Source organism: Treponema lecithinolyticum ATCC 700332 (genome assembly GCA_000468055.1).
In the GTDB taxonomy this organism is placed as follows: domain Bacteria; phylum Spirochaetota; class Spirochaetia; order Treponematales; family Treponemataceae; genus Treponema_C; species Treponema_C lecithinolyticum.
In genome coordinates this window covers 88,579-112,262 of the sequence record KI260554.1, presented here as the reverse complement: position 1 = coordinate 112,262, position 23,684 = coordinate 88,579, and the positions used below count along the sequence as shown (strand labels likewise).

24 protein-coding genes are annotated in these 23,684 nt (G+C 45.0%); 22 read left to right on the top strand and 2 right to left on the bottom strand.

Features of this window, described 5'->3' with window-relative positions; all coding sequences use genetic code 11:
• Positions 1 to 2 precede the first annotated feature (2 nt).
• The 9 genes from recF (at position 3) to HMPREF9193_RS01135 (ending at position 6,855) form a co-directional block, all read left to right on the top strand.
• Positions 3 to 1,082, top strand: a complete 1,080-nt coding sequence (gene recF / locus HMPREF9193_RS01175; RefSeq protein WP_021686209.1) for a DNA replication/repair protein RecF — start codon at positions 3 to 5, stop codon at positions 1,080 to 1,082.
• Positions 1,069 to 1,473 carry a DciA family protein gene (locus HMPREF9193_RS01170; protein ID WP_021686208.1) on the top strand — a complete coding sequence of 135 codons (405 nt, stop codon included), beginning with the start codon at positions 1,069 to 1,071 and terminating at the stop codon, positions 1,471 to 1,473. Before recF ends, HMPREF9193_RS01170 begins: the two co-directional genes overlap by 14 nt.
• Before the next feature lie 110 nt (positions 1,474 to 1,583).
• Positions 1,584 to 1,739 carry a 50S ribosomal protein L34 gene (gene rpmH, locus HMPREF9193_RS01165; protein WP_021686207.1) on the top strand — a complete coding sequence of 52 codons (156 nt, stop codon included), beginning with the start codon at positions 1,584 to 1,586 and terminating at the stop codon, positions 1,737 to 1,739.
• Positions 1,720 to 2,109 (top strand): ribonuclease P protein component, encoded by a 390-nt coding sequence (gene rnpA / locus HMPREF9193_RS01160; RefSeq protein ID WP_021686206.1) that lies wholly within the window; start codon positions 1,720 to 1,722, stop codon positions 2,107 to 2,109. Before rpmH ends, rnpA begins: the two co-directional genes overlap by 20 nt.
• The gene (gene yidD / locus HMPREF9193_RS01155) at positions 2,106 to 2,342 is read left to right on the top strand and encodes a membrane protein insertion efficiency factor YidD (protein WP_021686205.1); all 237 of its coding nucleotides are present in this window, start codon (positions 2,106 to 2,108) and stop codon (positions 2,340 to 2,342) included. Before rnpA ends, yidD begins: the two co-directional genes overlap by 4 nt.
• A 33-nt stretch (positions 2,343 to 2,375) precedes the next feature.
• A complete protein-coding gene (yidC, locus tag HMPREF9193_RS01150) occupies positions 2,376 to 4,226 on the top strand; it encodes a membrane protein insertase YidC (RefSeq protein WP_021686204.1) in 1,851 nt (616 codons plus the stop codon).
• A 12-nt stretch (positions 4,227 to 4,238) separates the two neighbouring features.
• A complete protein-coding gene (gene jag, locus HMPREF9193_RS01145; protein ID WP_021686203.1) occupies positions 4,239 to 4,955 on the top strand; it encodes an RNA-binding cell elongation regulator Jag/EloR in 717 nt (238 codons plus the stop codon).
• Positions 4,945 to 5,835 carry a DUF6675 family protein gene (locus HMPREF9193_RS01140; protein WP_021686202.1) on the top strand — a complete coding sequence of 297 codons (891 nt, stop codon included), beginning with the start codon at positions 4,945 to 4,947 and terminating at the stop codon, positions 5,833 to 5,835. The genes jag and HMPREF9193_RS01140 overlap by 11 nt, the downstream gene beginning before the upstream one ends.
• 3 nt (positions 5,836 to 5,838) lie before the next feature.
• Complete coding sequence (locus HMPREF9193_RS01135) at positions 5,839 to 6,855, top strand: peptidylprolyl isomerase (protein ID WP_021686201.1); 1,017 nt, start codon at positions 5,839 to 5,841, stop codon at positions 6,853 to 6,855.
• Here the strand turns inward: HMPREF9193_RS01135 and HMPREF9193_RS01130 are convergent.
• Together HMPREF9193_RS01130 and HMPREF9193_RS01125 are read right to left on the bottom strand one after the other, a co-directional pair.
• Complete coding sequence (locus HMPREF9193_RS01130) at positions 6,839 to 7,573, bottom strand: tRNA threonylcarbamoyladenosine dehydratase (protein ID WP_021686200.1); 735 nt, start codon at positions 7,571 to 7,573, stop codon at positions 6,839 to 6,841. The genes HMPREF9193_RS01135 and HMPREF9193_RS01130 overlap by 17 nt on opposite strands.
• Positions 7,551 to 9,344 (bottom strand): M3 family oligoendopeptidase, encoded by a 1,794-nt coding sequence (locus tag HMPREF9193_RS01125; RefSeq protein ID WP_021686199.1) that lies wholly within the window; start codon positions 9,342 to 9,344, stop codon positions 7,551 to 7,553. The genes HMPREF9193_RS01130 and HMPREF9193_RS01125 overlap by 23 nt, the downstream gene beginning before the upstream one ends.
• A gap of 238 nt (positions 9,345 to 9,582) precedes the next feature.
• On the opposite strand from HMPREF9193_RS01125, the gene HMPREF9193_RS01120 reads away from it, so the two are divergent.
• The 13 genes from HMPREF9193_RS01120 (at position 9,583) to HMPREF9193_RS01060 (ending at position 23,680) form a co-directional block, all read left to right on the top strand.
• A complete protein-coding gene (locus HMPREF9193_RS01120; RefSeq protein WP_021686198.1) occupies positions 9,583 to 10,542 on the top strand; it encodes a beta-ketoacyl-ACP synthase III in 960 nt (319 codons plus the stop codon).
• Between the two features lie 12 nt (positions 10,543 to 10,554).
• The gene (locus HMPREF9193_RS01115; protein ID WP_040847273.1) at positions 10,555 to 11,607 is read left to right on the top strand and encodes an ACP S-malonyltransferase; all 1,053 of its coding nucleotides are present in this window, start codon (positions 10,555 to 10,557) and stop codon (positions 11,605 to 11,607) included.
• A gap of 52 nt (positions 11,608 to 11,659) precedes the next feature.
• On the top strand, positions 11,660 to 12,403 hold the full coding sequence (fabG, locus tag HMPREF9193_RS01110; protein WP_040847271.1) for a 3-oxoacyl-[acyl-carrier-protein] reductase: 744 nt from the start codon (positions 11,660 to 11,662) through the stop codon (positions 12,401 to 12,403).
• A 57-nt stretch (positions 12,404 to 12,460) separates the two neighbouring features.
• Entirely contained in the window at positions 12,461 to 13,708 is a 1,248-nt protein-coding gene (gene fabF, locus HMPREF9193_RS01105; protein ID WP_021686195.1) for a beta-ketoacyl-ACP synthase II, read from the top strand.
• Positions 13,705 to 14,136, top strand: a complete 432-nt coding sequence (gene fabZ / locus HMPREF9193_RS01100) for a 3-hydroxyacyl-ACP dehydratase FabZ (RefSeq protein WP_021686194.1) — start codon at positions 13,705 to 13,707, stop codon at positions 14,134 to 14,136. Before fabF ends, fabZ begins: the two co-directional genes overlap by 4 nt.
• A 33-nt stretch (positions 14,137 to 14,169) precedes the next feature.
• Positions 14,170 to 15,354 (top strand): enoyl-ACP reductase FabV, encoded by a 1,185-nt coding sequence (gene fabV / locus HMPREF9193_RS01095; RefSeq protein ID WP_021686193.1) that lies wholly within the window; start codon positions 14,170 to 14,172, stop codon positions 15,352 to 15,354.
• A gap of 26 nt (positions 15,355 to 15,380) precedes the next feature.
• Positions 15,381 to 15,944 (top strand): acetyl-CoA carboxylase biotin carboxyl carrier protein, encoded by a 564-nt coding sequence (accB, locus tag HMPREF9193_RS01090; protein ID WP_021686192.1) that lies wholly within the window; start codon positions 15,381 to 15,383, stop codon positions 15,942 to 15,944.
• Positions 15,944 to 17,269 carry an acetyl-CoA carboxylase biotin carboxylase subunit gene (locus HMPREF9193_RS01085; RefSeq protein ID WP_021686191.1) on the top strand — a complete coding sequence of 442 codons (1,326 nt, stop codon included), beginning with the start codon at positions 15,944 to 15,946 and terminating at the stop codon, positions 17,267 to 17,269. Before accB ends, HMPREF9193_RS01085 begins: the two co-directional genes overlap by 1 nt.
• Entirely contained in the window at positions 17,269 to 18,036 is a 768-nt protein-coding gene (accD, locus tag HMPREF9193_RS01080) for an acetyl-CoA carboxylase, carboxyltransferase subunit beta (RefSeq protein ID WP_021686190.1), read from the top strand. Before HMPREF9193_RS01085 ends, accD begins: the two co-directional genes overlap by 1 nt.
• Position 18,037: 1 nt before the next feature.
• A complete protein-coding gene (locus tag HMPREF9193_RS01075; RefSeq protein ID WP_021686189.1) occupies positions 18,038 to 18,988 on the top strand; it encodes an acetyl-CoA carboxylase carboxyltransferase subunit alpha in 951 nt (316 codons plus the stop codon).
• Between the two features lie 97 nt (positions 18,989 to 19,085).
• Positions 19,086 to 20,621 carry a hypothetical protein gene (locus tag HMPREF9193_RS01070; RefSeq protein ID WP_021686188.1) on the top strand — a complete coding sequence of 512 codons (1,536 nt, stop codon included), beginning with the start codon at positions 19,086 to 19,088 and terminating at the stop codon, positions 20,619 to 20,621.
• Between the two features lie 67 nt (positions 20,622 to 20,688).
• The gene (gene prmC, locus HMPREF9193_RS11355; protein ID WP_021686187.1) at positions 20,689 to 21,834 is read left to right on the top strand and encodes a peptide chain release factor N(5)-glutamine methyltransferase; all 1,146 of its coding nucleotides are present in this window, start codon (positions 20,689 to 20,691) and stop codon (positions 21,832 to 21,834) included.
• Positions 21,749 to 23,680, top strand: a complete 1,932-nt coding sequence (locus tag HMPREF9193_RS01060; RefSeq protein WP_040847269.1) for a RelA/SpoT family protein — start codon at positions 21,749 to 21,751, stop codon at positions 23,678 to 23,680. The genes prmC and HMPREF9193_RS01060 overlap by 86 nt, the downstream gene beginning before the upstream one ends.
• The last annotated feature ends 4 nt before the right edge of the window (positions 23,681 to 23,684 follow it).

Here is a 23,684-nt window from a genome sequence, read left to right as displayed (position 1 = left end):
TCGTGCCGTTTTTATCGGTATCGCCGGTTCATTTCCGCAACTTACAGGATACGACTATAGATTTGCTTGCTCCGCAAGTATTTTTTGTAGGAGACAACGGACAAGGCAAAACCAATATTTTGGAAGCTTTGTATGTTGTTTCTTACGCTTCGTCGTTTCGTACAAGAACTGAAGCTGAACTTGTTAAAACAAAAGAAAATTCTTACAGCGTACGCGGTTTTTACCGAGACCAAAACGGCAAAGCGGATACGGTAGCCGTACAGTATGACGGCAGCAAAAAAAAAATTCTAAAAAACGGCAAAACGGTAAACGATCGCAAAGATTTAATCGATACCATTCCTTGTGTGCTTTTTTGTCATGATGACTTGGATTTTGCTGCAGGAGAACCGGAACGCCGGCGTTTTTTTATAGACCAATCTTTGTCTATGTACGATGTTTTGTATGTGGACGTATTGCGAAAATATAAAAAAATATTAAAAAGCCGCAACAGTGTTTTGCGCGAAGAACGTTTTGATATGCTCGATGTGTACGATATTGAGCTTGCTCAAACCGGACGAGAAATCGTTAAAAAACGCTACGAAACGCTGTACCGTTTTAATCATATTTTTACCGATTTGTATGAACGCATAACGGGAATAAACGGTGTAACGTTACTGTACGATTCGGCATGGAAAGATAAAAAATACGAACAGGTTTTAGATATACTGCAAAAAAAACGTGAAAGCGATAAAATAATGAAAACCACGCTCAGCGGTCCGCACAGGGATAAAATACGTTTTATGCGTTTTGAACAACCGTTTATCCCGAGCGCATCTACCGGTCAGCGCCGGCTTGCCGCATTGCTGTTACGCGTATGCCAAGCCGTGCATTATACCGAAGTAACCGGAAAAAAACCGGTACTGCTTATGGACGACGTTCTTTTAGAACTTGATCCGAACAAACGCGAATCGGTAACCGGAATGCTCCCCCCTTACGATCAATTGTTTTGTACGTTTTTAACCGAAGAACCGTACCGCCGCTATATGAAAAATGAAACCCGCGTTTATTCGGTAAAAGAAGGGTGCGTAAGTGAAAGCTCATAACGAATTGTATATACAAACGGTACCCGAACTGTTGGATACGCTATTTACCGATATTTTATCTTTTTCAGACAAAGGACCTCTAAACTTAGAGCGCGGGTGGAAAAAGGTTTTACAAAGTATAAACGGAGACGGAGAAAAACTTGCTGCACACAGCCGCATTGTCGATTTAAAAAACAATTTATTGTACATAGAAACCGACCACCCCGGATGGATACAGCTTTTCGGATTGTACCGTCAGCGCATATTGCGTTCGCTAAAAAAAGAATTTCCGGAGCTTTCGGTACACGGGTTTTCGTTTACGCTTAAGGGAAAAGAACAAAAAAAAGAAAGCGGACTGCGTACTATTACGGTTGAACAGCGGGAAGCGTATCTTAAAAGCAAGGAAATATAAGTAAAACCCCTTGACCGATTGTATATCGATATGTTATTCTAACAAACCTGTTGTGCAATACTTGGGAATCTTGCTTTTGCACGGTTCTTGACATATAAGGAGAATGTTCCATGAAACGGACATATCAACCCAGTAAAGTTAAAAGAAACAGAAAATTCGGTTTTCGTGCGCGGATGAAAACACGCGGAGGCCGCTTGGTGCTTAAACGGCGCAGAGCAAAAGGACGTTATAAGCTTTCCGTTTCCGATGAAAAAAAGCCCTATTGATTTTATAGAACACAAAAACAGTCCGGTTAAAACCGGGAATTTTACCCGCTGCGAACGGATAAAAAAATATGCGGATATTCAAAATCTGTTTAAAAAAGGAACAAGGGTCGGAACAAACGGGGCAAAGCTGTTTTTTTTGTTAAACGGCAAAACAATAAACAGAATTGCATTTGCTCTTCCGAGAGGATACGGAAACGCCGTACAGCGAAACCGATGTAAACGCTTTAGCCGCGAAGCATACCGGATTATAAAAGCGCGCTTAAACGGCGGATACGATATGGTTTTGCTGGTGTATCCGGGGAAAAATTCTTTTACTTCGCGGTATACGCAGCTGTGCGATTTATACAAAAAAGCCGGTTTATTTGTATGAATACAACGATACTGAAAAAAATACCGAAACTTTTTTTCATTGCTTTAATACGCTGTTATCAAGTATGCCTTTCTCCCCTTTTTCCGCCGTGCTGCAGGTTTTATCCGACTTGTTCAAATTATGCGCTTGAAGCGTTTAAAAAACACGGGGTTTTTAAGGGTTTGTTTTTAACGGTAAAACGTATTTTGCGGTGCAATCCGTACTGCAGCGGCGGATACGATCCGGTACCGTAAGGTAAACGATACTTTTTTTATGAGGAGCAATGGATGGACAAAAATACGATATGGGCTATCGTGCTTTCTTCGATAGTGCTGTTTGCTTCATTTTTTATTCAAAATAAATTTTTTGCACCGCAAAAACAAATGCAAGCCGATGCTGCAAACGGCACAAGCACTGCCGGATCTCAAGCCGGTGTAAACACAGCCGGTTCGGAAAAAACTGCTATGCAAAATACCGCCGTGCAAAACTCTTTTCTTTCCGCCGTACAGTCGGAAACGGAAAACGGCGGCGAAATGCAATCGGATGACGCACAATTAACCGAACAAACTTATACGATAGAAACCGAAAAAATAAAAGCCGTTTTTACCAACCGCGGCGGCGATATTATCGATTTTGAATTAAAAGACCATTTGGACGGTTCAAACTATGTGCAAATGGCAAAAAATATTACCGCTACAAACCGAGCATTTTCTCTTTCTTTTGGTGGACAAAGCGAAAACATTATAAATGATTTGTTTAACGTAAAACGTATTGACGATAAAACAATCGGGTTTTATAAAAAATTCAGCGTAAAAAACCTTTCCGGAAATACCGACACATTTACTTTGGTAAAACAGTACACCTTTGATCTGCAAGAATATGTTTTTAAATTAGACATTACAATAGACGGCGGAGAAAGCACAAGCGCTTTAGCCTTCGGCAACGCCGCATACACTTTGCGCACATCGCCGCAAATCGGACCTTATTACAATCCTAAAGTAGACCGCTACGAGCGGCGCACGTTTATGTTTTATTCAAACGGTAAACTTAAAAAAATGAATTTGGGCGCAGGTCAAGTAAAAAACTACGACAAAGGTTTTAAATGGGCAGGCGTTGCGGGAAAATACTTTGTCCAGCAAATTGTTCCGGTCGGTGCCGATACCGTACAAAGCGTATCATATTCAACAAAAAATACGGTTGATAAGTTTTCAGATGCACAGCTTTTTGTCGTGCGCGCTCCTATAAATACTTCATATACGCAAGATTCGTATTATATTTATATGGGACCAAAAGTAGAAAAAAATATAGGCATATACAACAACGCTGCGGAAAACAAATGGCATTTGGCAGATTTAAAGCTTGATGAATGTTTGGGTTCCGGATGGCTTACCTGGCTTGAAACCATTCTTAAGTTTTTAATGGAATTCTTTTATAAAATAATTCCCAACTGGGGCGTTTCTATTATTTTAATGACCGTGCTTTTAAAGCTGGTTATGTACCCGCTGACTAAAAAGAGTTCGGTGGCAACGCTTAAAATGCAGGAATTGCAGCCGCGCATAAAAGAAATACAGGATAAATATAAAGCAAATCCCGAAAAAATGAACGCCGAAATGGCTAAGTTTTATAAAGAAGCCGGTTATAATCCGCTTTCCGGATGTTTGCCCCTGCTTATCCAATTTCCGCTTATTTTTGCAATGTTCAATTTGTTCAACAATTATTTTGAATTCCGTGGGGCAATGTTTATTCCGGGTTGGATTCCCGATTTATCCGTCGGCGACAGTATTTATATTTTTCCCGCCTCTATTCCTTTTATAGGTGATACTCCGCTTCGTCTATTACCGATAATCTATGTTGCTTCTCAGCTTTTGTTTACAAAGGTAACGCAAAGCGCTGCGGCGAATACGGCTGGCGCAAACGGCGGTTCTATGAAAATGATGATGTACGGTATGCCGCTGTTTTTCTTTTTTATGTTTTACAGCGCGCCTGCCGGATTGCTTTTATATTGGACGGTAAGCAACTTTTTGCAGCTTATTCAGCAAATTGTAATAAATAAAGTTATGCACGCTAAACGGGTGGAAATGGGTTTAGCCGAAGCACAAAACGATAAAAAACGTTTTACCGGAAAACGGAAACGATAATAAGAGGTGCGTATGATATATGAGTACGAAGCTAAAACGGAAAAAGAAGCTATTGAAACGGCTGCAGCGGAACTGGGTTTGGAACAAGACCAATTTGATGTAGAAATTATTGAAACACAAAAAAACGGGTTGTTTAAAAAAGGGTATGTAAAAATCCGCGTACACACCGATGTTCCCGTATCGCATACGGCAGCAGCAAAAGATAGTGCTTTTTCTCAAGCGGACGCGGGCGAGCAAAAAGAACGGTTTTTTGCAAATCCCGAACCTAAAAACGATTTTGAAAAAAAACTGATTGATTTTATTTTATCGCTGGTTCACAAAATGGGTTATGAGTGTTCGGCTGAAATTATGTTTCGTGAAGAACACAAAATCGGTTTAAAACTGTCTTCTCCTAATTCTTCGGTTTTAATCGGACGCAAAGGAAAAACACTGGATGCATTACAGCTTTTGGCAAATATCTATGCCGGACGGCTGGGTAATGAAGATATAAAAGTTATTTTGGACAGCGAAAATTACCGCATCCGGCGCGAAGAATCTTTAGTCCGTTTAGCGTATACAACCGCTGACAAAGTGAGGATGAACCGCGGTTCGCTGCTGCTTGAACCCATGAATCCTTTTGAGCGCCGGCTTATTCACACTACGCTAAACGAAATCGGCGATGTTGAAACCAAAAGCGAAGGCGAGGGTTTATATAAACAAGTGAGGGTTTTTTATAAAGGTGTCCGTTAAGCGTTGTTTTTATTACGGTTTTTTATTTTCGTTTTTTTTACTGTGCGCGGCATTTGCGGCAGCTAAAACACTTGAAATATCCGAAGCGGCTGAATGTTCGGAAACCGCCGAAACACCTGTCGTTGAAATGTCTGCCTGCGAAACAGCAGCTGACGAAAATACGGCGCTTTCGATTGAAAACCTTTTTTCATCCGATACGGTTTTACAGCTTGTAAAAACGGGGCGAATGCAGCGATCTTTTTACGGCAAAAAAAACGTTAAGCTCGAATTGTTTCCCGATACCCCAGCCGGACGGGATACTGCGGCAAACTGGGACGGAAAAAAAGAACCTGTTTTTATAGTCGAATCTTTATATTTAATACCGGTAACCGATGAGAAAGACATAGCCGATATAAACGATGTTTCTCTTGTGCTGCGCAGTTTTTCTAAAATGACGGGCATGCGCTATTATTCCAATTCCCGCAAACGTTACGAAACATTGTATATGGATGTGCATTGCGTAAACAATCCGGAAGAGAAAAAAAGCGTGCCGGATCCGCTGGACGTAAGCGCGGACGCTTTGGTGTCGTACGTGTACCAAAAAGACCGCTCTTTAAGCGGCTGCGTGTACCGGTTTTCGTTTTTTCAAACGCAAAATGAAATCGGCGCGCGCGCGGTAAATACGGACGAAGTACAGTACAAAGGTTTTAGTATTTTAAAACCGGAGCACCTTGTGTTAAACGTGCACGCAGTTCAAACAAAAGAAGGCATTGTTTTTTATATTTTAGTACGCGCGGATGCGGCAAAAATACCGCTGGTTTCTGAAAAACTTGCAAAATCTTACGGTTCAAGGGCGGACGCCATATACGAATGGTGTGTGTCGCTTTTGAAAAAGGAATAAGGTATGAATAAAAAATTTATGTTCGGTATGTTGATTTTATGCGCACTCGTGTGCGGAGGGTATGCTCAAATGAATAAAGGTGTAAATGCAATCGGCAGTAAAGACGGTATTTTTGCCGTTATGGAAACGGCAAAGGGTGATATTGTCATTAATTTGTTTTACAAACAAACGCCGTTGACGGTTGTCAATTTTGTCGGTTTGGCGGAAGGAAAGCTTGATGCGGCAAAAGAAAAGCCGTTTTACGACGGTTTGAAGTTTCACCGCGTTATAAGCAAAGCTAACGGGGATGAGCAGGATTTTATGATCCAAGGCGGGGATCCCAGAGGAAACGGAACGGGAGGTCCCGGTTACACGTTTCCCGACGAATTTGTAGACACGCTTAAGCATTCAAAGCCGGGTATTTTGTCTATGGCAAATTCCGGGGCTGATACCAACGGCAGTCAGTTTTTTATAACGATTGTCCCTACCCCTTGGCTCGACGGAAAACACACCGTGTTCGGTGAAGTTATTGCCGGACAAAACATTGTAAACACGATAAAGCAAGACGATGTTATAAAAAAAGTAACGATTGTGCGAAACGGTGAAGAAGCAAAAAAATTCAGCGCAACGCAAGCGGATTTTGACAAATTAAAAAAAGAAGCTGCGGGAAAGATTTTTAAAGAAATAGAAAAAAAATTCCCCGGAGCAAAAAAAGACGATAACGGTATTTTTTACGTAACGAAAAAAGACGGGTCCGGTTCAAAAATCGGAAAAAACCGCAGCGTTGCCGTGCATTATACCGGTTCTCTTTTAAACGGAACCATGTTCGATTCTTCTCAAGGGCGCGAACCGCTTGCATTTACTACGGGCGCCGGTCAAATGATAAGTGGCTTTGATATTATGGTGCAGGATATGAAATTAAAAGAAAAACGCACTGTTATACTGCCGCCGTCTTTTGCATACGGTGCGCGGGGAATACCCGGTGTTATTCCGGGCAATGCGTATTTGGTGTTCGATATAGAGCTTATTCGGGTGAAATAATATCTTTAACCACTTGAGAAGCGATAAGCAAACCAGCGGCGGCAGGCACAAAAGCAATGCTTGCCGGCGGTCGCTGTGAGCATATCGGGTTTTCTTTTGAATATACCGTTTTAAGCGATTTTATACCGCGCGCTTTTAATTCGCGGCGCATAACTTTTGCAAGCGGACACACGCTTGTTTTAAAAATGTCGGCAACTTCCAATAAACCGGGATTTGTTTTATTCCCGGTTCCCATACAGCTTATAACCGGAATATGCAGTTTTTGCGCAGTTTGTACAATCAACAGTTTTGCGCTTACGGTGTCTACGGCATCGACAATGTACGAGCAATCGGCTATATGCAGTTCGACCGAAGCGGCAGTTTGCTCCGAGTAAAACACGTTCAAACAATCGGTTTTAATATCTGAAGCTATAGCCGAAAGCCGCGTAACGGCGGCGTCGGTTTTAAATTGACCGACACTCGTTTCCAAAGCAAATAATTGGCGGTTTATATTGGAAACGCTTATACGGTCGCTGTCGATTAACACAAAGCTTTTTACTCCGCTTCGCGCAAGCGCTTCGAGCACGTAAGATCCGACGCCGCCCAAACCGAAAACGGCAACCTTTGCCGCTTGCAGTTTTTTAAGGGCGGTTTTTCCGATAAGCTGTTCCGTCCGCGTAAATCGCGTTTCGTTTTCGGCTGAAATGCAGCCGCTTTTATTTACGCCCGGAAGCGGCATAAGTCTTTAATTCTTTTAATTCATCGGCAAAAGTACGTATACCGTTTTGCCAAAACTCTTTTGTTTGAATGTCAAAGCCCGCTTTGCGGCACACTTGTTCGCATGAAAAAGAGCCGGTATTTTGCAGCAATTCTTTGTAGCGTTCGGGAAAAGAATCTCCTTCTTTTTCGAAGCGCGCGTACAGGGCAAGGGCAAAAAGTTGACCGAAGGCATACGGAAAATTGTAAAAATCAAAAGAAGGAATGTAATAGTGGGTTTTAACCGCCCACATATATTCATGGCGTTCTTTGGAAAGCCCTGAGCCGTACGTTTTGTTTTGTGCATCTGCCATAAGACGGCAAAAGTCGGCTGCCGACAGCTCTTTTGTGCGCCGTTGTTCAAATACTGAACGTTCAAAGTAAAAGCGGCATAAAATATCTACCAATACTTGGTTGCCGTCGGATAAATGCATTTCCAGCAGTTTTGCGCGTTCAAATCCGGTTGTTTTTGAAAGCATGTCTTTCATTACGATTGTTTCGGCAAAAATACTTGCCGTTTCGGCAAGGGTCATCGGGTATTGCACAAACGGATAATCCAAATCTTTTACACACCACGCATGGTATGCGTGCCCCAATTCGTGGGCAAGCGTCATAACATCGGAAAAAGTTCCCGTAAAATTGGACAATACGCGCGTTACTTTATGAAACGGAAATTCGGTACAGTACGCCCCGCCGACTTTTCCGCGCCGTACTTGTGCGTCTATCCACTTGTTTTCAAATGCGTGGCGGGTAAAATCACCCATATCGGCGGAAAAAGAATAAAAGCGTTCAATAATGTACTTTTGCGCTTGAGCGAACGTCCACGTTTGGTTGTGGTTTTCTTTGGATTGCAACGGTGCAAAAATATCGTAAAAAGCACAGGAAGGCAAACCTAATAGCGAAGCTTTGGTTTTTAAATACGAGCGCCACATTGGTAAAGAGTCTTCGATAGCCGAAATTAAAGCATTCAATGTTTTTTCTTTTATGCGGCAGTAAAACAAACTGCGTTCCATCGCTTCTTTCCACGAACGGCGCTTGCACAAGCTGACGGTAGCGCCTTTAATATTGTTTAGCGAAGCGGCAAGCGGAATTTCTGCTTGTTTTAAAATGTGAAGTTCTTTTTCGTATGCGGTTTTGCGTACTTTTCTGGACGGAGCATGCGCTTCGTTTCGCAGTTCATTAAACGTTTTACCCGTTTCGCTGTCGACGGCACAAGATAAAATTTGTTCTTGCAAACGGCTCCACGCATCCGCACCAAAACGCTGCAAATCATCGGCGATGCTTTCTTGGTCATCAGACATCCGGTGTTTTTGAAAAGCGATATCTTCTTCAAAAATAAAACGATAGCGTTCCGCTTGTGGAAAACTTGTGTAAAACCCGTCCAGTTCTTGTGAATGTTCGGTTAAAATGCTGCGGAAAGTTCTGTGCATTTCGTTGAGCATTAAGCCTTTTTCCTGTAAAACCGACACTGCATTCAAATACAGCGTATTTGTCGTATCGGTTGTGTAAGCGGCGTTTGCATAAGATAGAAGAGAAGCGTATAACGCGCTCAGCGAATTGCGCAAATCGACGGTTTTTTTAAGCCATTCGACAAAAGAAGTGCGTATTTTATCGTCCGTAAAGCGTTTTTTGAGCGCAAGGCAGTCTTTGTCCAGCTTTTTTAACGCCGCCTCGTAGTCTTTTCCCTGTACCGACGAATAAATAGTTGAAAGGTCCCAACGCGGGGCTTTTGTATGTGTGGAAGTATTTTTCATAACTGCTCCTTTGTTATATACAAATAATACCGAGAATTACACCTTTGTGCAAGGTAATCTCTTGTGGAAAACTTGTGGATATTTATACGATTGTGAAAAAATTGTGTAAAAGACGGCAAAAGAGGCGTGGGTTTTATATTATTTTACATGATTTATTTTACAGGATTTTAGGGATTTTCACTTGACACAACAAGGTAAAATGTCATAATCTGGTCATAAATTACCGTGGAGTAAAAAAATGTCTGTTATAATTCAAGGTACCGGAAAAGCGCTTCCCGAAAAGTGTATGAAAAATACGGAAATAGCTTCCGTAATCGATACCTCGGATGATTGGATAAAAAGTCATACGGGAATAACGAGCAGACGGGTCGCTTCTGAAACCGACACGAGCGCAACGCTTGCTTCGGCTGCATGTATGAGCGCGTTGCAAAACGCATGCGAACGCGGCGCCGTCGGCTTAAACGCGGATAGTGTCGATTTAATTTTATGTGCTACGGCAACTCCGCAATACAGCGGTTTTCCGTCGAACGCGTGCCTTATTCAGCAAACTTTGGGTGCGCATAACGCCGCGTGTTTTGACTTGTCGGCTGCGTGTTCGGGTTTTTTATATGCGCTTGATACTGCCGCTTCTTTAATGGAACGGCACAGTTGGCGTTATGCGCTTGTGTGCGGATCGGAAGTTTTAACCCGTATTGTCGACTGGAAAGACCGCTCAACTTGTATTTTGTTCGGCGACGGCGCCGGGGCGGTGGTATTGGAAAACACTTTTGTACGCTCCGGTTTAGGAATCGGGGCTGTGGTGCTCGGTGCGGACGGAACGGGCGCCGGAGAATTGTATTTGGATGAAGAAAACCGCATTCGGATGAACGGACGCGCAGTGTATAACTTTGCCGTTAACGTTATAACCGAAACGGTAAATAAATTGCTTGAAAAAGAGCATTTAAGCATAGAAAACATAGAATTGGTAGTGTGTCATCAAGCGAACGAAAGAATTTTGGAAGCCGCCGCAAAGCGTTTAAAATGCGACCCTGTAAAATTCGTGTGCAATATGGAAAATTACGGCAACACGTCTGCCGCATCCATTCCCATTACTTTGGACGATCTTATGAAAAGCGGTCGTATCGGCAAGGGAATGACTGTTATTACTGCAGGTTTTGGAGCCGGGCTTACCTGGGGCGGCTGTGTTATCAGATTTTAAATGGAGTACGGTATGAAATATGTATTTTTGTTTTCAGGACAGGGCGCACAATTTAAAGGAATGCTGCAAGATGTGTGTGCCGAATATCCTAAAGCGCGCCAAACGATAGATAAAATGAGCGATATTTGCGGTGAAGACATAGCTTCTTTTTTGTGGCATACTGAAAACGCCGAGCTTTCGAGAAGCGATAAAAGCCAGCTTGCCATAACGGCTTCGCAAATAGCACTATGCGAGGTTTTAAAAGACAAAGGAATACAGCCTGCAGCTGCCGCAGGTTTTAGCTTGGGAGAATTTGCTGCGCTGTATGCAAGCGGAGTTTTATCCTTAACCGATGTAACTAAACTGGTATGCGCGCGCGGTAAAATTATGCAAGCGTGCTGTGACCGTATCGCTTCGCAAACGGATGTCGGCACAACCGGTGCCGGAAAAATTACGGCGGGCGCTGCCGGTACAACCGGTGAAGCGGCAAGTCCAAATACCGTAAGCTCTGCGCTCGCCGCTCCGGGAATGGCGGCTGTTATAAAGCTTTCGCCGGAAACGGTAGTGCAGCTTTTAGAACCGTATTCGTCGGAAAAAAACGGCAGCGTTTTTGCGGCAAATATGAACAGCCCCGTGCAAACGGTTGTTTCCGGTACAGCTGAAGGTCTTGCCGAAGCGGAAAAACTGTGTATGCAAGCCGGTGCAAAGCGCTTTATCCGTCTTGCGGTAGCAGGACCGTTTCATTCTCCGCTTATGGCAAGCGCCGCCGAAGATTTTGCCGAAGTTTTAAAAACCGTAGTCTTTGCAAATCCCGTTATTCCGCTTTTTTCGAATGTTACCGGAGATCTTGTAAAAACCGGTGAAGAAGCGAAAAAAAACGCCGTATTGCATATAACGCATCCGGTTCGCTGGACGCAAGAAGAAAAAGAAATCGATTCTTATATACCCGCAAGCGAGCGGACTTTGTTGGAAATCGGACCGGGAACAACGCTGTGCAATTTGTGGCGGGACAGCGGCTGTGAAAGCGTGTGTATGCCGACCGGTACGCTGGATCATATAAAAACCGTACTGCAAGCTTTGCACTAAGGTGTAAAGCGGCAACGCTTTACATTCAATATATTTTTAGGTAAGGATGAATATGTTATTAAAAGAAAAAAAAGCTTTGGTAACCGGATCTTCACGGGGAATAGGTAAAGAAATCGTAAAACGCTTTTTGGAAGAAGGCGCACAAGTATGGGGTTTGTGCACCAAACCCTCGTCTTCAAAAGCCGAGTTGGAAGAGCTTGCCCGTGCCAACGGAAGTTCTTTTTATGAAATATACGCCGACTGTGCGGATGCTTCTGCATTAAGCGCTGTAATAAAAAGCGCGCTCGAACAATCCGGTGGCTTTGACGTTTTGGTAAACAACGCCGGTATAACGCGCGACGGTCTTTCGTTCCGCATGAAAATCGAAGACTGGGAAAGCGTTTTACGCGTAAACCTTACCGCCGCTTTTATCGCTTCACAAATCGTATCGTCCGATATGATACGCAAAAGAGCCGGCTCTATTATCAATATGTCGAGCATCGTAGGCTTGCACGGACAAGGCGGACAAGTAAATTACGCGGCAAGCAAAGCCGGTCTTATCGGCTTTACCAAAAGCCTTGCCAAAGAAACGGCAGGACGCGCAGTGCGCGTAAATGCCATAGCGCCCGGATATATCGAAACCGATATGACTGCGGCAGTAAACGAAGAAATGCGTAAAGCATGGGTGGAAGGAATTCCGCTTAAACGTGCGGGAACGCCGGCTGATGTTGCCAATGCCGCCGTTTTTTTGGCTTCCGATTTATCGTCTTATATTACGGCTCAAGTGCTGGGTGTAGACGGCGGATTAGGTGCATAAAACAGGGCTGTCGAAAAAGTGATCGGCTTTTAAGACAGCCCCTTTATAGGAGAATATATGAAAAGGGTTGTAATTACGGGTTTGGGAGCGGTAACGCCTTTAGGAACCACGCTTGAGCAAACATGGAAAGGCGTAAAAGAAAACCGCTGCGCCATAGGAAACATTACGAATTTCGATTGTTCTGATTTTAAAGTACAAATCGCTGCCGAAATAAAAAATTTCGACCCTGCCGAATTTATTGATAAAAAAGACGCGCGTAAAATGGCACGCTTTACCCAGTTTGCCGTTGCCGCCGCTTCTCAAGCGATGAAAGATGCCGGACTTTCCAAAGAAAATATCGACGGTTCCCGCACAGGTGTTGTTTTGGGAAACGGCATCGGCGGCTTTGAAATATACGAAGCATCTTTTGCAAAATATTTTGAAGCAGGAGCGCCGCGCATTCCTCCTATGACCATTCCGCTGTTGATTCCCAACGAAGCTGCAGGAAACATTTCCATGCAGTTCGGTATTCACGGTCCGGCATGGACGCTTGCAACCGCGTGCGCTTCGGGAACGGATGCGCTCGGCAATGCGCTCGATATGGTACGTTCCGGAAGGTTGGACATTTGTCTTGCCGGCGGTACCGAAGCTGCCATTACGGGATTCGGAATAGGTGCGTTCAGCATTTTGCAAACACTTGCTGCGGGTCACAACAGCGACCCACAAAATGCGTGCTGTCCTTTTGACAAAAAACGAAGCGGTTTTATTATGGGCGAAGGCTCCGGAATTCTTATTTTAGAAGAATACGAACACGCAAAAAAACGCGGCGCTAAAATATATGCCGAATTTGCAGGCTACGGCGGATCTTCGGACGCTTACCACCTTACCAGCCCCGATCCGTCCGGAGAAGGCGGCGCTTTGGCTATGACAAAAGCGCTGCAGGATGCAGGCGTAAAAGCCGAAGACGTGCAATACTACAACGCACACGGAACATCAACTCCGGTAAACGACCCTGCCGAAACGGCAATGATAAAAAAAGCATTCGGCAAACACGCGTATAATATGAAAATCTCATCTACAAAATCGATGATAGGACACTGTTTGGGTGCAGCCGGCGCTATTGAAGCTATTTTTTGTATAAAAGCGATGGAAGACAGTTTTTATCCTGCAACCGTCAATTTAACCGAACCGGATACGGAAGCCGGATGCGATTTGGACTACGTTCCTTGTAAAGGCGTTTCTGGCACCATAAACTGTGCCGCTTCCGGTTCTTTGGGCTTTGGCGGGCACAACGGTGTTGTCGTATTTAAAAAGGTGGAACAATGAGCCTAACAAAAAACATAGAAAATTTGCTACCCCACCGCAAACCTTTTTTGTTTGTGGATGAAATTCTTAGCGCAGACGATAAAGGCAGCATCAGCGAGCATACGTTTACTCAAGACGAATTCTTTTTTAAAGGACACTTCCCCGAATATCCGGTTGTGCCCGGCGTTATATTGGTAGAAACGATGGCGCAAGCCGGAGGGGCAGCGCTTAGTTTTCAAAATACGTTTGAAAAAGGTGCGTTGTTTTTTTTGGCAACCGTAGATAAAGTAAAATTTCGCTCTCAAGTACGTCCCGGGGACACCGTCCGTATGGAAATAACGAATTTGCGCGTTTCGCCGAGGATGGTAAAACAAGCGGGTAAAGCCTTTGTAGGCGATGTATTGGCGGCGGAAGCCGAGTGGATGTGCCTTGTAGGCGCCAAACAATAAACACGCAAAAAGAAATAACACAGGAGTTATACTATGATTATTAAACCTATGGTGCGAGGCAATATTTGCTTAAATGCACACCCTGCAGGATGTAAAAAATCCGTAGAAGACCAAATCGCATACACAAAAAAAGGCGGCAAACGTACATCGGCGCTTAAAAACGCTTTAATTTTAGGTTGTTCAAACGGTTACGGACTTGCAAGCCGTATAACGGCTTCTTTCGGCTACGGAGCGGCGACGATCGGCGTCTCTTTTGAAAAAGCGGGAAGCGAAACAAAATGGGGAACACCCGGTTGGTACAATAATTTGGCGTTTGATCAAGCGGCAAAAGAAGCGGGGTTAACTGCCGTAACCATAGACGGAGATGCTTTTTCCGACGGCATAAAAGAAACCGTCATCGGCGAAGCAAAAAACCGGGGAATGAAATTCGATTTGGTTGTGTACAGTTTGGCAAGTCCTGTCCGCGTCGATCCGGATACGGGTGTTATGCACAAATCCGTTCTTAAACCTTTCGGTAAAGCTTTTTGCGGAAAAACGCTCGACCCGTTTACCGGAAAACTTTCTGAAATTACCGCCGAACCTGCAACCGACGAAGAAGCGGCTGCAACGGTAAAAGTAATGGGCGGCGAAGATTGGCAGCGCTGGATGGACAAACTATATAAAGCCGGAGTTCTTGCCGACGGCTGTATTACCGTAGCCTATTCGTACATCGGACCGGATGCAACACAAGCGCTGTACCGCAAAGGTACTATCGGCAAAGCAAAAGAACACCTTGAAGCGACTGCACACACGCTGAATAAAGAAATGGCGGCTTTTGGCGGCAAAGCGTTTGTTTCCGTAAACAAAGGTTTGGTTACGCGTGCAAGCGCGGTTATTCCGGTTATTCCGCTGTATTTGGCATCGCTGTTTAAAGTGATGAAGCAAAAAGGAAACCATGAAGGCTGTATAGAACAAATGAACCGTTTGTTCGACGAACGCTTATATCGCAGCGACAAACAAATTCCGGTTGACAGCGAAAACCGTATCCGCATAGACGATTGGGAATTAAGCGACGATGTGCAGTCGGCAGTGCGTGCTTTAATGGAACAAGTTACCGATGAAAACAGCGAAAAACTTACCGATTTGGAAGGGTACCGGCACGACTTTTTAGCGGCCAACGGCTTTGATATTGCCGGCGTCGATTACCAAGCCGATATTGAACGTTTTGACCGGCTGTAAAACTGCGCACAAGGTTAGGTAAGGCTATGAAAGATATTTTTGTTTTAAAATTAATGCAGCATTTTGAAAAAAGCAACAGCGTTTTTTTGCATATAAAAGACGGCGAAAACGAATTGACGCTGAAAAAAGAAGGAGCTTTTCACTCAGTGTCTCCGATACCGGTCGGCTTTCCGGCAAATCCGGCGCAAAACGCTGCTGTGCTGTCAAACGCTGCGCAAAATGTATTTACTGCCCCCATGGGAGAAGCAGCGTTGCAAACAGCCGGGCAAAGCGTAGAAAGCGCAGTTGCGGCATCCGCTACAACAGCGCTGCCAAACAATATTCAGCAAAATACTGCCGCGGATGCAAACACGGTAACGGTAAAAAGTCCGATAGTCGGCACTTTTTACCGCTCGCCTTCTCCGGATGCACCCGCGTATGTTGAAAAAGGAAGCACCGTGCATAAAGGACAACCTTTGTGTGTTTTGGAAGCGATGAAAATGATGAACACGCTTGAATGCGAATACGACGGCGTTGTTGAAGATGTTTTGGCGGCAAACGGAGATTTGGTTGAATTCGATCAACCGCTTTTTGTTATCCGGAAAAAATAATGATAAAAAAACTGCTTGTTGCAAACCGCGGCGAAATCGCCGTGCGCATTATCAGAGCGTGCCGTGAAATGGGTATTAAAACAGTTGCCGTATACTCTACTGCAGATAAAAACTGTTTGCATGTACAGCTTGCGGATAAAGCCGTTTGTATCGGACCTGCGCCGTCGGCAAAAAGTTATTTAAACCGCCAAGCGCTTATTACTGCCGCCCTGTGTACGGGCTGCGAAGCGGTGCATCCGGGGGTCGGCTTTTTGTCCGAAAACGCAGAATTTGCGCGCGAAGTGGAAAAAGCCGGCTTATACTGGATAGGTCCCAAACCGGACACTATCGAAATGCTCGGTGACAAAGTAAAAGCGCGCGCTACTGCACAAAAAAGCGGACTGCCGGTAACCCCCGGTTCTGCAAACGCCGTAAAAACACCCAAACAGGGAGCCGAAGAAGCAAAAAAATGCGGATATCCGATTATTATTAAAGCGGCGTCCGGCGGCGGCGGAAAGGGTATGCGCATTGTATGGAAAGAAAAAGATTTGGCAGAAAACCTTTCTATTGCTTCGGCGGAAGCGCTGTCGAATTTTGCTGACGGCACGGTGTATATCGAAAAATATTTGTGCAATCCGCGCCACGTGGAATTACAAGTAGTCGGCAACGGTAAGGGTGCGGTTGCCGTACTCGGCGAGCGCGATTGTTCGGTTCAAAAAAATCATCAAAAACTGATAGAAGAAAGCCCGTCTCCTGCTGTAAGCGATAAAATGCGTCAAGCTATGTGTTCGGGCGCAATCCGTTTGTTTTCGTCGCTTAAATACCGCGGAGCCGGAACCATTGAATTTTTAGTATCCGGCGATGATTTTTATTTTATGGAAGTAAACGCGCGCATACAAGTGGAGCACCCCGTTTCCGAAATGATAACCGGTACGGATATTATCCGCGAACAAATTTGCGTGTGTACCGGAGGCACAATGAGCCTTCCTTCGGGCGTGCTGCCAACCCGCGGTTGGGCTATGGAAGCGCGCATAAACGCCCGTACGCCCGGTACGGTTAAAACACTGCGTATTCCCGGCGGTAACGGAGTGCGTTTTGACGGATTTTTGTACCAAGGCTATACGGTTGTACCCTTTTACGACTCGATGACTGCAAAGCTTATCGTACACAGCGAAACACGGGAGCAAACCATACAAAAATTACTGAGCGCGCTGGATGAACTGTGCATAGAAGGAATCCAAACGAACAAAGACGAACAAATAAAAATTTTAAACTCGGCTTTGTTTAAATCGGGAAATTTCGGCACCGGTTTGTATGAAGAATTATTTACGGCAGGAGAAAAATAATGGACTGTCCTCATTGTAAAGTATCGCATGACGACGAGGTCTTTGCGGATAATTTAATGGTATGTCCGCACTGCGGTTATCATTTACGCATAAACGTCGCCGCACGGATTGCTTATTTAACCGACGAAAATTCATTTACGGAATTGGATAAAAATCTTAAAACGGGAAATCCCATTCAAATGGAAGGCTACGAAGAAAAACTTTCTGCAGCCGAAGCAAAGACGTCGATGAACGAAGCGGTAATTACCGGTTCTTGCACAATTAAAGGACGAAAAGCATTGCTTGCGCTTATGGCCTTTAATTTTATGGGCGGTTCGATGGGCTCGGTTGTCGGCGAAAAAATTTCGCGTTTGATGTTTAAAGGCGCCGAAGAAAAAACGCCGGTTATTGTGTATGCCACTTCCGGCGGCGCGCGCATGCAAGAAGGTTTGTTTTCGCTTATGCAAATGGCAAAAACGTCCGGAGCCGCCGCCGAATTGGATGAACAAGGGGTACCTCTTTTTATTATGCTGTGCGACCCTACGACAGGAGGGGTTACCGCAAGCTTTGCCATGCTCGGCGATATCATCGCCGCCGAACCGGGCGCGCTTATCGGCTTTGCCGGTCCGCGTGTTATAGAAGGCACTATCCGCCAGCAATTGCCCGAAGGCTTTCAGCGCGCAGAATTTCAGCTAAAAAAAGGCTTTGTAGACTGTATTGTTCCGCGCCAAATGCAGCGTCAGTTTTTTGCACGTATGATAGACGCTCACGTACACAAGGAGGTTTAATGTGAACGACAAAACCGTAACCGCCAATACTGTAACCGACAGTGAACAAAGCGCATTGTTAACCGGACTTAAAGATATAGCCGAAAAATCCGGCTTGGATATAAGTGAAGAATTACATAAAATAAACGAAAAACTGCAAAGCTGCTCTGTCGGCGCTAAAACGTGGGAAAGGGTTGAACTTGCCCGCCACAGTGACCGCCCCCGAACGCTCGATTACATCGATATGATTTTTGAAGATTTTACCGAATTGCACGGCGACCGCTTTTTTGGTGATGATCCTGCCCTTGTCGGAGGCATAGGTTTTATAGAAGGAAGAGCGGTAACCGTTATAGGCAATCAAAAAGGACGCAATTTGCGCGAAACAATAGACCGCAACGGCGGCATGGCACACCCCGAAGGCTACCGCAAAGCGCTGCGTCTTATAAAACAAGCGGAAAAATTTCATCGTCCGGTAGTAACCTTTATAGATACACAAGGGGCGTATCCGGGATTGGGAGCGGAAGAACGAGGAATAGGCGAAGCGATTGCAGTTAATTTGCGCGAACTGAGCCGCGTAAAAACACCGGTGATTTGTTTTATAATCGGAGAAGGCGGTTCCGGCGGTGCTTTGGGTATCGGTGTCGGCGATAAAATATACATGCTCGAAAACGCTATTTTTTCGGTTATATCGCCTGAAGGATGCGCTTCCATTTTGCTGCGCGATTCAAGCCGTGCAAAGGACGCTGCCGTTATGCTTAAAATAACCAGCCGCGAAGTGCTCGACTTAAAAATGATAAACGGCGTTGTTGCCGAGCCGGACGGCGGTGCGCATATTGATCCGCAAAAAGCTGCCGCGGCGGTACGCGGACAATTGGTAAAAGACCTTGCCGATTTGTGCAAACGCGATGTCGAAGTGCTGGTTAAGTACCGCAAAAAAAAGATTCGGTCGGTCGGCTGTTTTTCGGAACACTAAGCGGCGTGCGGCATCTTGACAGGATGCGGATACCGATTTATGATAAAACAGTCTTGTATAAGATTATAAAAACGTTTTTTTCAAAGAGGAGAAAAATATGAAAAAACTTATTACACTTGCAGCGGCTTTAAGCGTGGCGCTTGTTTGTTTCGCACAAACACCAACCCAATACCAGCCGCCGGTATCGTCTTTGTTAAATGACAAAACTGCAGGTTTGTTTGAAAATCAATTTGACAAACAATTTTCTGCAAATGCAGATTTTGGCAGCTACGATCAGCAGTTTTTGTATGGCGGTTTGGGCAATCCGAGAAAAGAAGGGGCATTGTTAAACGGCAGTGTAGCAGTAACAAATATTATGTTCGGCTACTACCGTCCTACGGCAAAACCCTGGTCTGTTTTTGGCAGCTGGGGTGCTGAAGGTGATTTTAGCCGCCAAGGAAGCTGGAAACAAGAAATTGGCGGAGTAAAAACAGAGTTTACCCCCTTAGGAGTGTTCCTTTTTAAAAAGTATACAACAAATTTACAGTTTTTAACCGCTTTAGGCGGAGAAAAAAATCTTGTTATCGGCGGTCAATTTTTTATGCACAGCGATTTTTCTGCTTTGGACCCCGAACACTTTAGCAAAACTAAAATAGAGGGCGGAATTGCTGCCGGAACCCTTGAATTATGGAATATGGCTGCCGCAAATGCTAATCCTAATTCAGCTACAAACAATTTTGAAATTGGCATGCCGCTTTCTTTTACAAAAGGTGCTACAGAACACTCTGCCCGCATTTTTGTAAACAGCAATATTACCAATAAAGACGGTTCTTTCAAAAGTACGCCTGATAGCGGAGCTAAACAAGAAGTTAAGATTACCGATGTGGAAGCATATACTAAAGTTGGGGCAAAGTATGAAGTAAGCCTTCCGGTGCGCGATCGCGAAGAAGACAGCTGGATAATCGGCGGAAACTTTAATATCGGATTTGCAGGTGCAGACTACAAAAAAGAGCTTGAAGGTCCTCACCCCCCTGCCATCAAAAAGGGAGAAAAAAAATATAAAACAACAGTAGGCGGCGGTTTTATGCTTGAAGGTCAACGTTTGTTTAACTTTAACATCGCAGACAGCGCTAACTTTAAAATCCGTCCCGGTGTTGGTTTCGGTTATAACGGCGCACACAATAGCGCTAATGCAAAAAAAGCTGAAGCGTATTTAACTAAAGCTGTCGATGGCGCAGCGGAAACCACGCATGAAGATCCTAAACAGTGGAAGTCTGCACATGAAGTTGTTACCAAATTTGAATTGCCGATGGGTATAACGATAAAACCCGAAAAATGGGTATGCGGTTTTATGCTTGGAGCAACACCGTCTGTAGAATTGACTGCGGATGTTAAGTATGACGAAGTTATGTTGGACACCGGCAAAATCGGAAGCCGCACCGTTGCTTTTAAGCCTGAGTTCAAAGAAGAGCACGTTGTAGGTCTTACTTTCGACTTTGCTGGCGGTGTGCATATCGATGTGTATGCAACCGGCAATTTAACGGAACTTGACAAGTACACGGCACAAGTATTTATTCCGCTCGGACAGCCTAAAGCAAAAGCTCCTAAGGCGAAAAAAGGTGCGGAAAAAACCGAAGCTGCAAAGAAAAACTAAATAAAACTTTTTAGTTTATGTATCCCCTGAAACGCACGCGCTTCAGGGGTTTTTTTATGGATACATAATGACGGTACGCCAAGCGCGAAAAAAAGCTTTAAGTATTTTTCAAAACCTTTTAGATCCTGTTTTTACGTCCTCTTTTATGTTTACGCCCGCACTCGATGCGGATTGTTTGCTTGCACACGTGTTGGGCAAAGAGCGCTCTTTTTTGTTGGCTCACGACGAAATTGAACTTTCTGCAGCACAAGAGCGTGCTTTTTTTTATGCCGTAAGCCGGAGAAATGCGGGGCTGCCCGTTGCTTATATAACGGGCACAAAAGAATTTTTCGGCTTTGATTTTAAAGTAACGCCGGATGTGCTTATTCCCAAACCCGATACGGAACTGCTGGTTGAACGCACATTGTGCGAACTGGAATGCTTAGCAGCGCAGCGCCGTTCTAAAACCGATATTGCTATCGGCACCGCTTCTGGCAGCACGGCTATTGATACCAGTGCCGGCACAGACAGCGCGTTATATGCTGCCGATGTGTGCACGGGGTCGGGCTGTGTTGCGCTTTCGGCGCTTGCTTCGCTTCAAGCGGTGAATACAAATGTTGTGCAGCCGTTTTCCGGTTTTGCACCGCCCGTGTTTTTTATCGCAAGCGATATTTCAAAAAAAGCGCTTAAAATTGCCCGCATAAACGCACACAACCTGCTTTTGCCGCAAAAAGCGCACAGCATCCGCTTTGTCCGCGCCGATTTACTTGATTTTCCGCATCCGCCGTTTGATCTTATTGTAAGCAATCCGCCCTACGTACCGTCTGCGGCGGCGGCACAACTTTTGCAAGACGGAAGAAGCGAGCCGCTTTTAGCCCTCGACGGCGGAAGAGACGGACTGGATCTTATTCGGCGTTTGGTGGTGCAAGCGTTTGGTGCGCTCAAAAGTGGCGGTGTTTTGCTTTTGGAAACAGGTGAATACAATGCGCGGCAAACTGCCGAGCTGATGACAAAGGCGGGCTTTACCGATATAGTAACGTATAACGATTTATCCGGTATGCCGCGCGTAACCCGCGGCCGCAAACGGGACAATGACGATGAGCGATTTTCAGCTTACCGAGCAAGAGCAAGCGTATATACAAAAACCGGTGACCTCGGAAAATGCTGCTTGCTGCGAACTTTTAAAAAGTTTTTTTCAAACTTATCCGCGCTATGCCGACGAGGTAAACGGTAAAAAAACAATAACCGAAGCGTGGGATTTTTTGTGTTCGTGCGCACAAACTGCAGACAAAGTTTGTGCTATGCCGCCAGCTTTTTCCGCCGTTGATCATTCTTTTAGAGTGGCTTGTATTTTAGCCGAAAATAATCTCGATACCGACTGCATTGTCGCCGGCATACTGCACAATATCTTTAATTTGAAAACCGCACAAAACAAAACCGATACGGTACAAAACGCTGCAAAATCTTTTTCCGGACTTTCTTCCGGCGCCGCTCAACCCGACACCTACGCTTCCTGTGAGCGCGAAATCGAAAAGCGCTTCGGTTGTGCCGTTTTAAACATAGTGCAGTCAATCCGGCGTATTACCGGTCTTAATATGAAAAGCAAAACGCTCGACCAAGCGGATGCATTCCGCAAAATGCTTTTTGCCATGACCGACGATATCCGCGTTATTTTGGTTAAAATGGCTGAACGTTTGGACAGCATCCGAAGCGCTTCATCTTTAAAAACAGATCGGCAAAAACAGCTTGCCGCAGAAATTATCGAAATCTGGGCGCCGCTTGCAAACCGTTTGGGTATGTCCGCCGTAAAAATCGAAATGGAAGATTTAAGCTTAAAATGTTCCAACCCCGATGTGTTTGCTCAGCTTAAGCAAATCGTTGCACTGAAAAAAAACGAGCGCGCCGAATACATAGAAAAAGCACAAAAAGAAATTTACAAAGCAGCTTCAAAAGCCGGCTTGGAAGTAACCGTATACGGCAGGGCAAAGCACTTTTATTCAATTTACCAAAAAATGAAGCGGAAAAACCGCACAGCCGAAGAATTGCTCGATTTGCTTGCGCTTAGGATTTTGTGTAAAACAAGTGCGGATTGTTATGTTATGGTAGGGCTTGTGCATAACTTGTGGAAACCGCTTGAAGGGCGCTTTAAAGATTACATCGCTATGCCGAAAGAAAACGGCTACCAAAGCATACATACAACCGTGTTGTGCGGCACCCGTCCTTTGGAGGTACAAATCCGTACTCACGAAATGCATTCGGTTGCCGAGCTGGGTGTTGCCAGCCACTGGCTGTATAAAAAGGGGATGAACAAAGACAGTGTGGATATCGGAAGTTTAAGTATTATCAATCAATTGCGGGAATTGCGCCGCGACCACTTAAACGACGAAGCATTTTTTAACGAAATAAAAAACGAACTGTTAGGAGATTCCATTTTTGTGTTTACGCCGCAAGGGGAAGTAAAAAAACTTGCTGCAGGCGCTACGGCTTTGGATTTTGCTTATGCCGTGCATACGCACATAGGGCAAACGATAACCGGCGCAAAAGCCGACGGTCATATAATCCCTTTGTCGCGCGCGCTTAAAAATACGCAGATAGTCGAAATCCTCACCCATCCGCAAGCCCACCCTACCGAAAACCAGCTTGCAATGGCAAAAACTGCCCGTGCGCGTTCTAAAATACGCGCATATCTTGCCCAGCATGCTCAAGACGGCACTCAAGGTTCGGTTCCGGTGCAAACGCAAAATCAAGGGCAGGGACAAACTCTAGCTGCCGTATCGGCACAAACGTCTGCTCAAACATCGTCCGCTTGTTATGCGGGTGCGCACAGCGAAACCGAAAGTGAACAAAACACGCCGATAAAAATCCGTATAGACGATACATCGAATTTTTTGGTTACCCGCGCAAAATGCTGTAATCCGCGCTACGGCGATTCCATTGTCGGCTATGTATCGCGCGGACGCGGCATAACCGTACACCGCGCCGATTGCAAAAATTTTAACCGCATCGCCAACGTTAACGAACGCAAAATCCCCGTACTCTGGGAAGAACAAAAAAACGGCACACCCAAACCGGCACGTTAAAACA

Coding starts and splice junctions, on each gene's coding strand:
- HMPREF9193_RS01070 (WP_021686188.1), top strand. CDS start 19,086: ATGAAAAAACTTATTACACTTGCAGCGGCTTTAAGCGTGGCGCTTGTT.
- rpmH (WP_021686207.1), top strand. CDS start 1,584: ATGAAACGGACATATCAACCCAGTAAAGTTAAAAGAAACAGAAAATTC.
- accD (WP_021686190.1), top strand. CDS start 17,269: ATGGACTGTCCTCATTGTAAAGTATCGCATGACGACGAGGTCTTTGCG.
- accB (WP_021686192.1), top strand. CDS start 15,381: ATGAAAGATATTTTTGTTTTAAAATTAATGCAGCATTTTGAAAAAAGC.
- fabF (WP_021686195.1), top strand. CDS start 12,461: ATGAAAAGGGTTGTAATTACGGGTTTGGGAGCGGTAACGCCTTTAGGA.
- HMPREF9193_RS01130 (WP_021686200.1), bottom strand. CDS start 7,573: ATGCCGCTTCCGGGCGTAAATAAAAGCGGCTGCATTTCAGCCGAAAAC.
- jag (WP_021686203.1), top strand. CDS start 4,239: ATGATATATGAGTACGAAGCTAAAACGGAAAAAGAAGCTATTGAAACG.
- rnpA (WP_021686206.1), top strand. CDS start 1,720: ATGAAAAAAAGCCCTATTGATTTTATAGAACACAAAAACAGTCCGGTT.
- HMPREF9193_RS01125 (WP_021686199.1), bottom strand. CDS start 9,344: ATGAAAAATACTTCCACACATACAAAAGCCCCGCGTTGGGACCTTTCA.
- HMPREF9193_RS01085 (WP_021686191.1), top strand. CDS start 15,944: ATGATAAAAAAACTGCTTGTTGCAAACCGCGGCGAAATCGCCGTGCGC.
- fabV (WP_021686193.1), top strand. CDS start 14,170: ATGATTATTAAACCTATGGTGCGAGGCAATATTTGCTTAAATGCACAC.
- yidC (WP_021686204.1), top strand. CDS start 2,376: ATGGACAAAAATACGATATGGGCTATCGTGCTTTCTTCGATAGTGCTG.
- yidD (WP_021686205.1), top strand. CDS start 2,106: ATGAATACAACGATACTGAAAAAAATACCGAAACTTTTTTTCATTGCT.
- HMPREF9193_RS01135 (WP_021686201.1), top strand. CDS start 5,839: ATGAATAAAAAATTTATGTTCGGTATGTTGATTTTATGCGCACTCGTG.
- prmC (WP_021686187.1), top strand. CDS start 20,689: ATGACGGTACGCCAAGCGCGAAAAAAAGCTTTAAGTATTTTTCAAAAC.
- fabZ (WP_021686194.1), top strand. CDS start 13,705: ATGAGCCTAACAAAAAACATAGAAAATTTGCTACCCCACCGCAAACCT.
- HMPREF9193_RS01115 (WP_040847273.1), top strand. CDS start 10,555: ATGAAATATGTATTTTTGTTTTCAGGACAGGGCGCACAATTTAAAGGA.
- fabG (WP_040847271.1), top strand. CDS start 11,660: ATGTTATTAAAAGAAAAAAAAGCTTTGGTAACCGGATCTTCACGGGGA.
- HMPREF9193_RS01120 (WP_021686198.1), top strand. CDS start 9,583: ATGTCTGTTATAATTCAAGGTACCGGAAAAGCGCTTCCCGAAAAGTGT.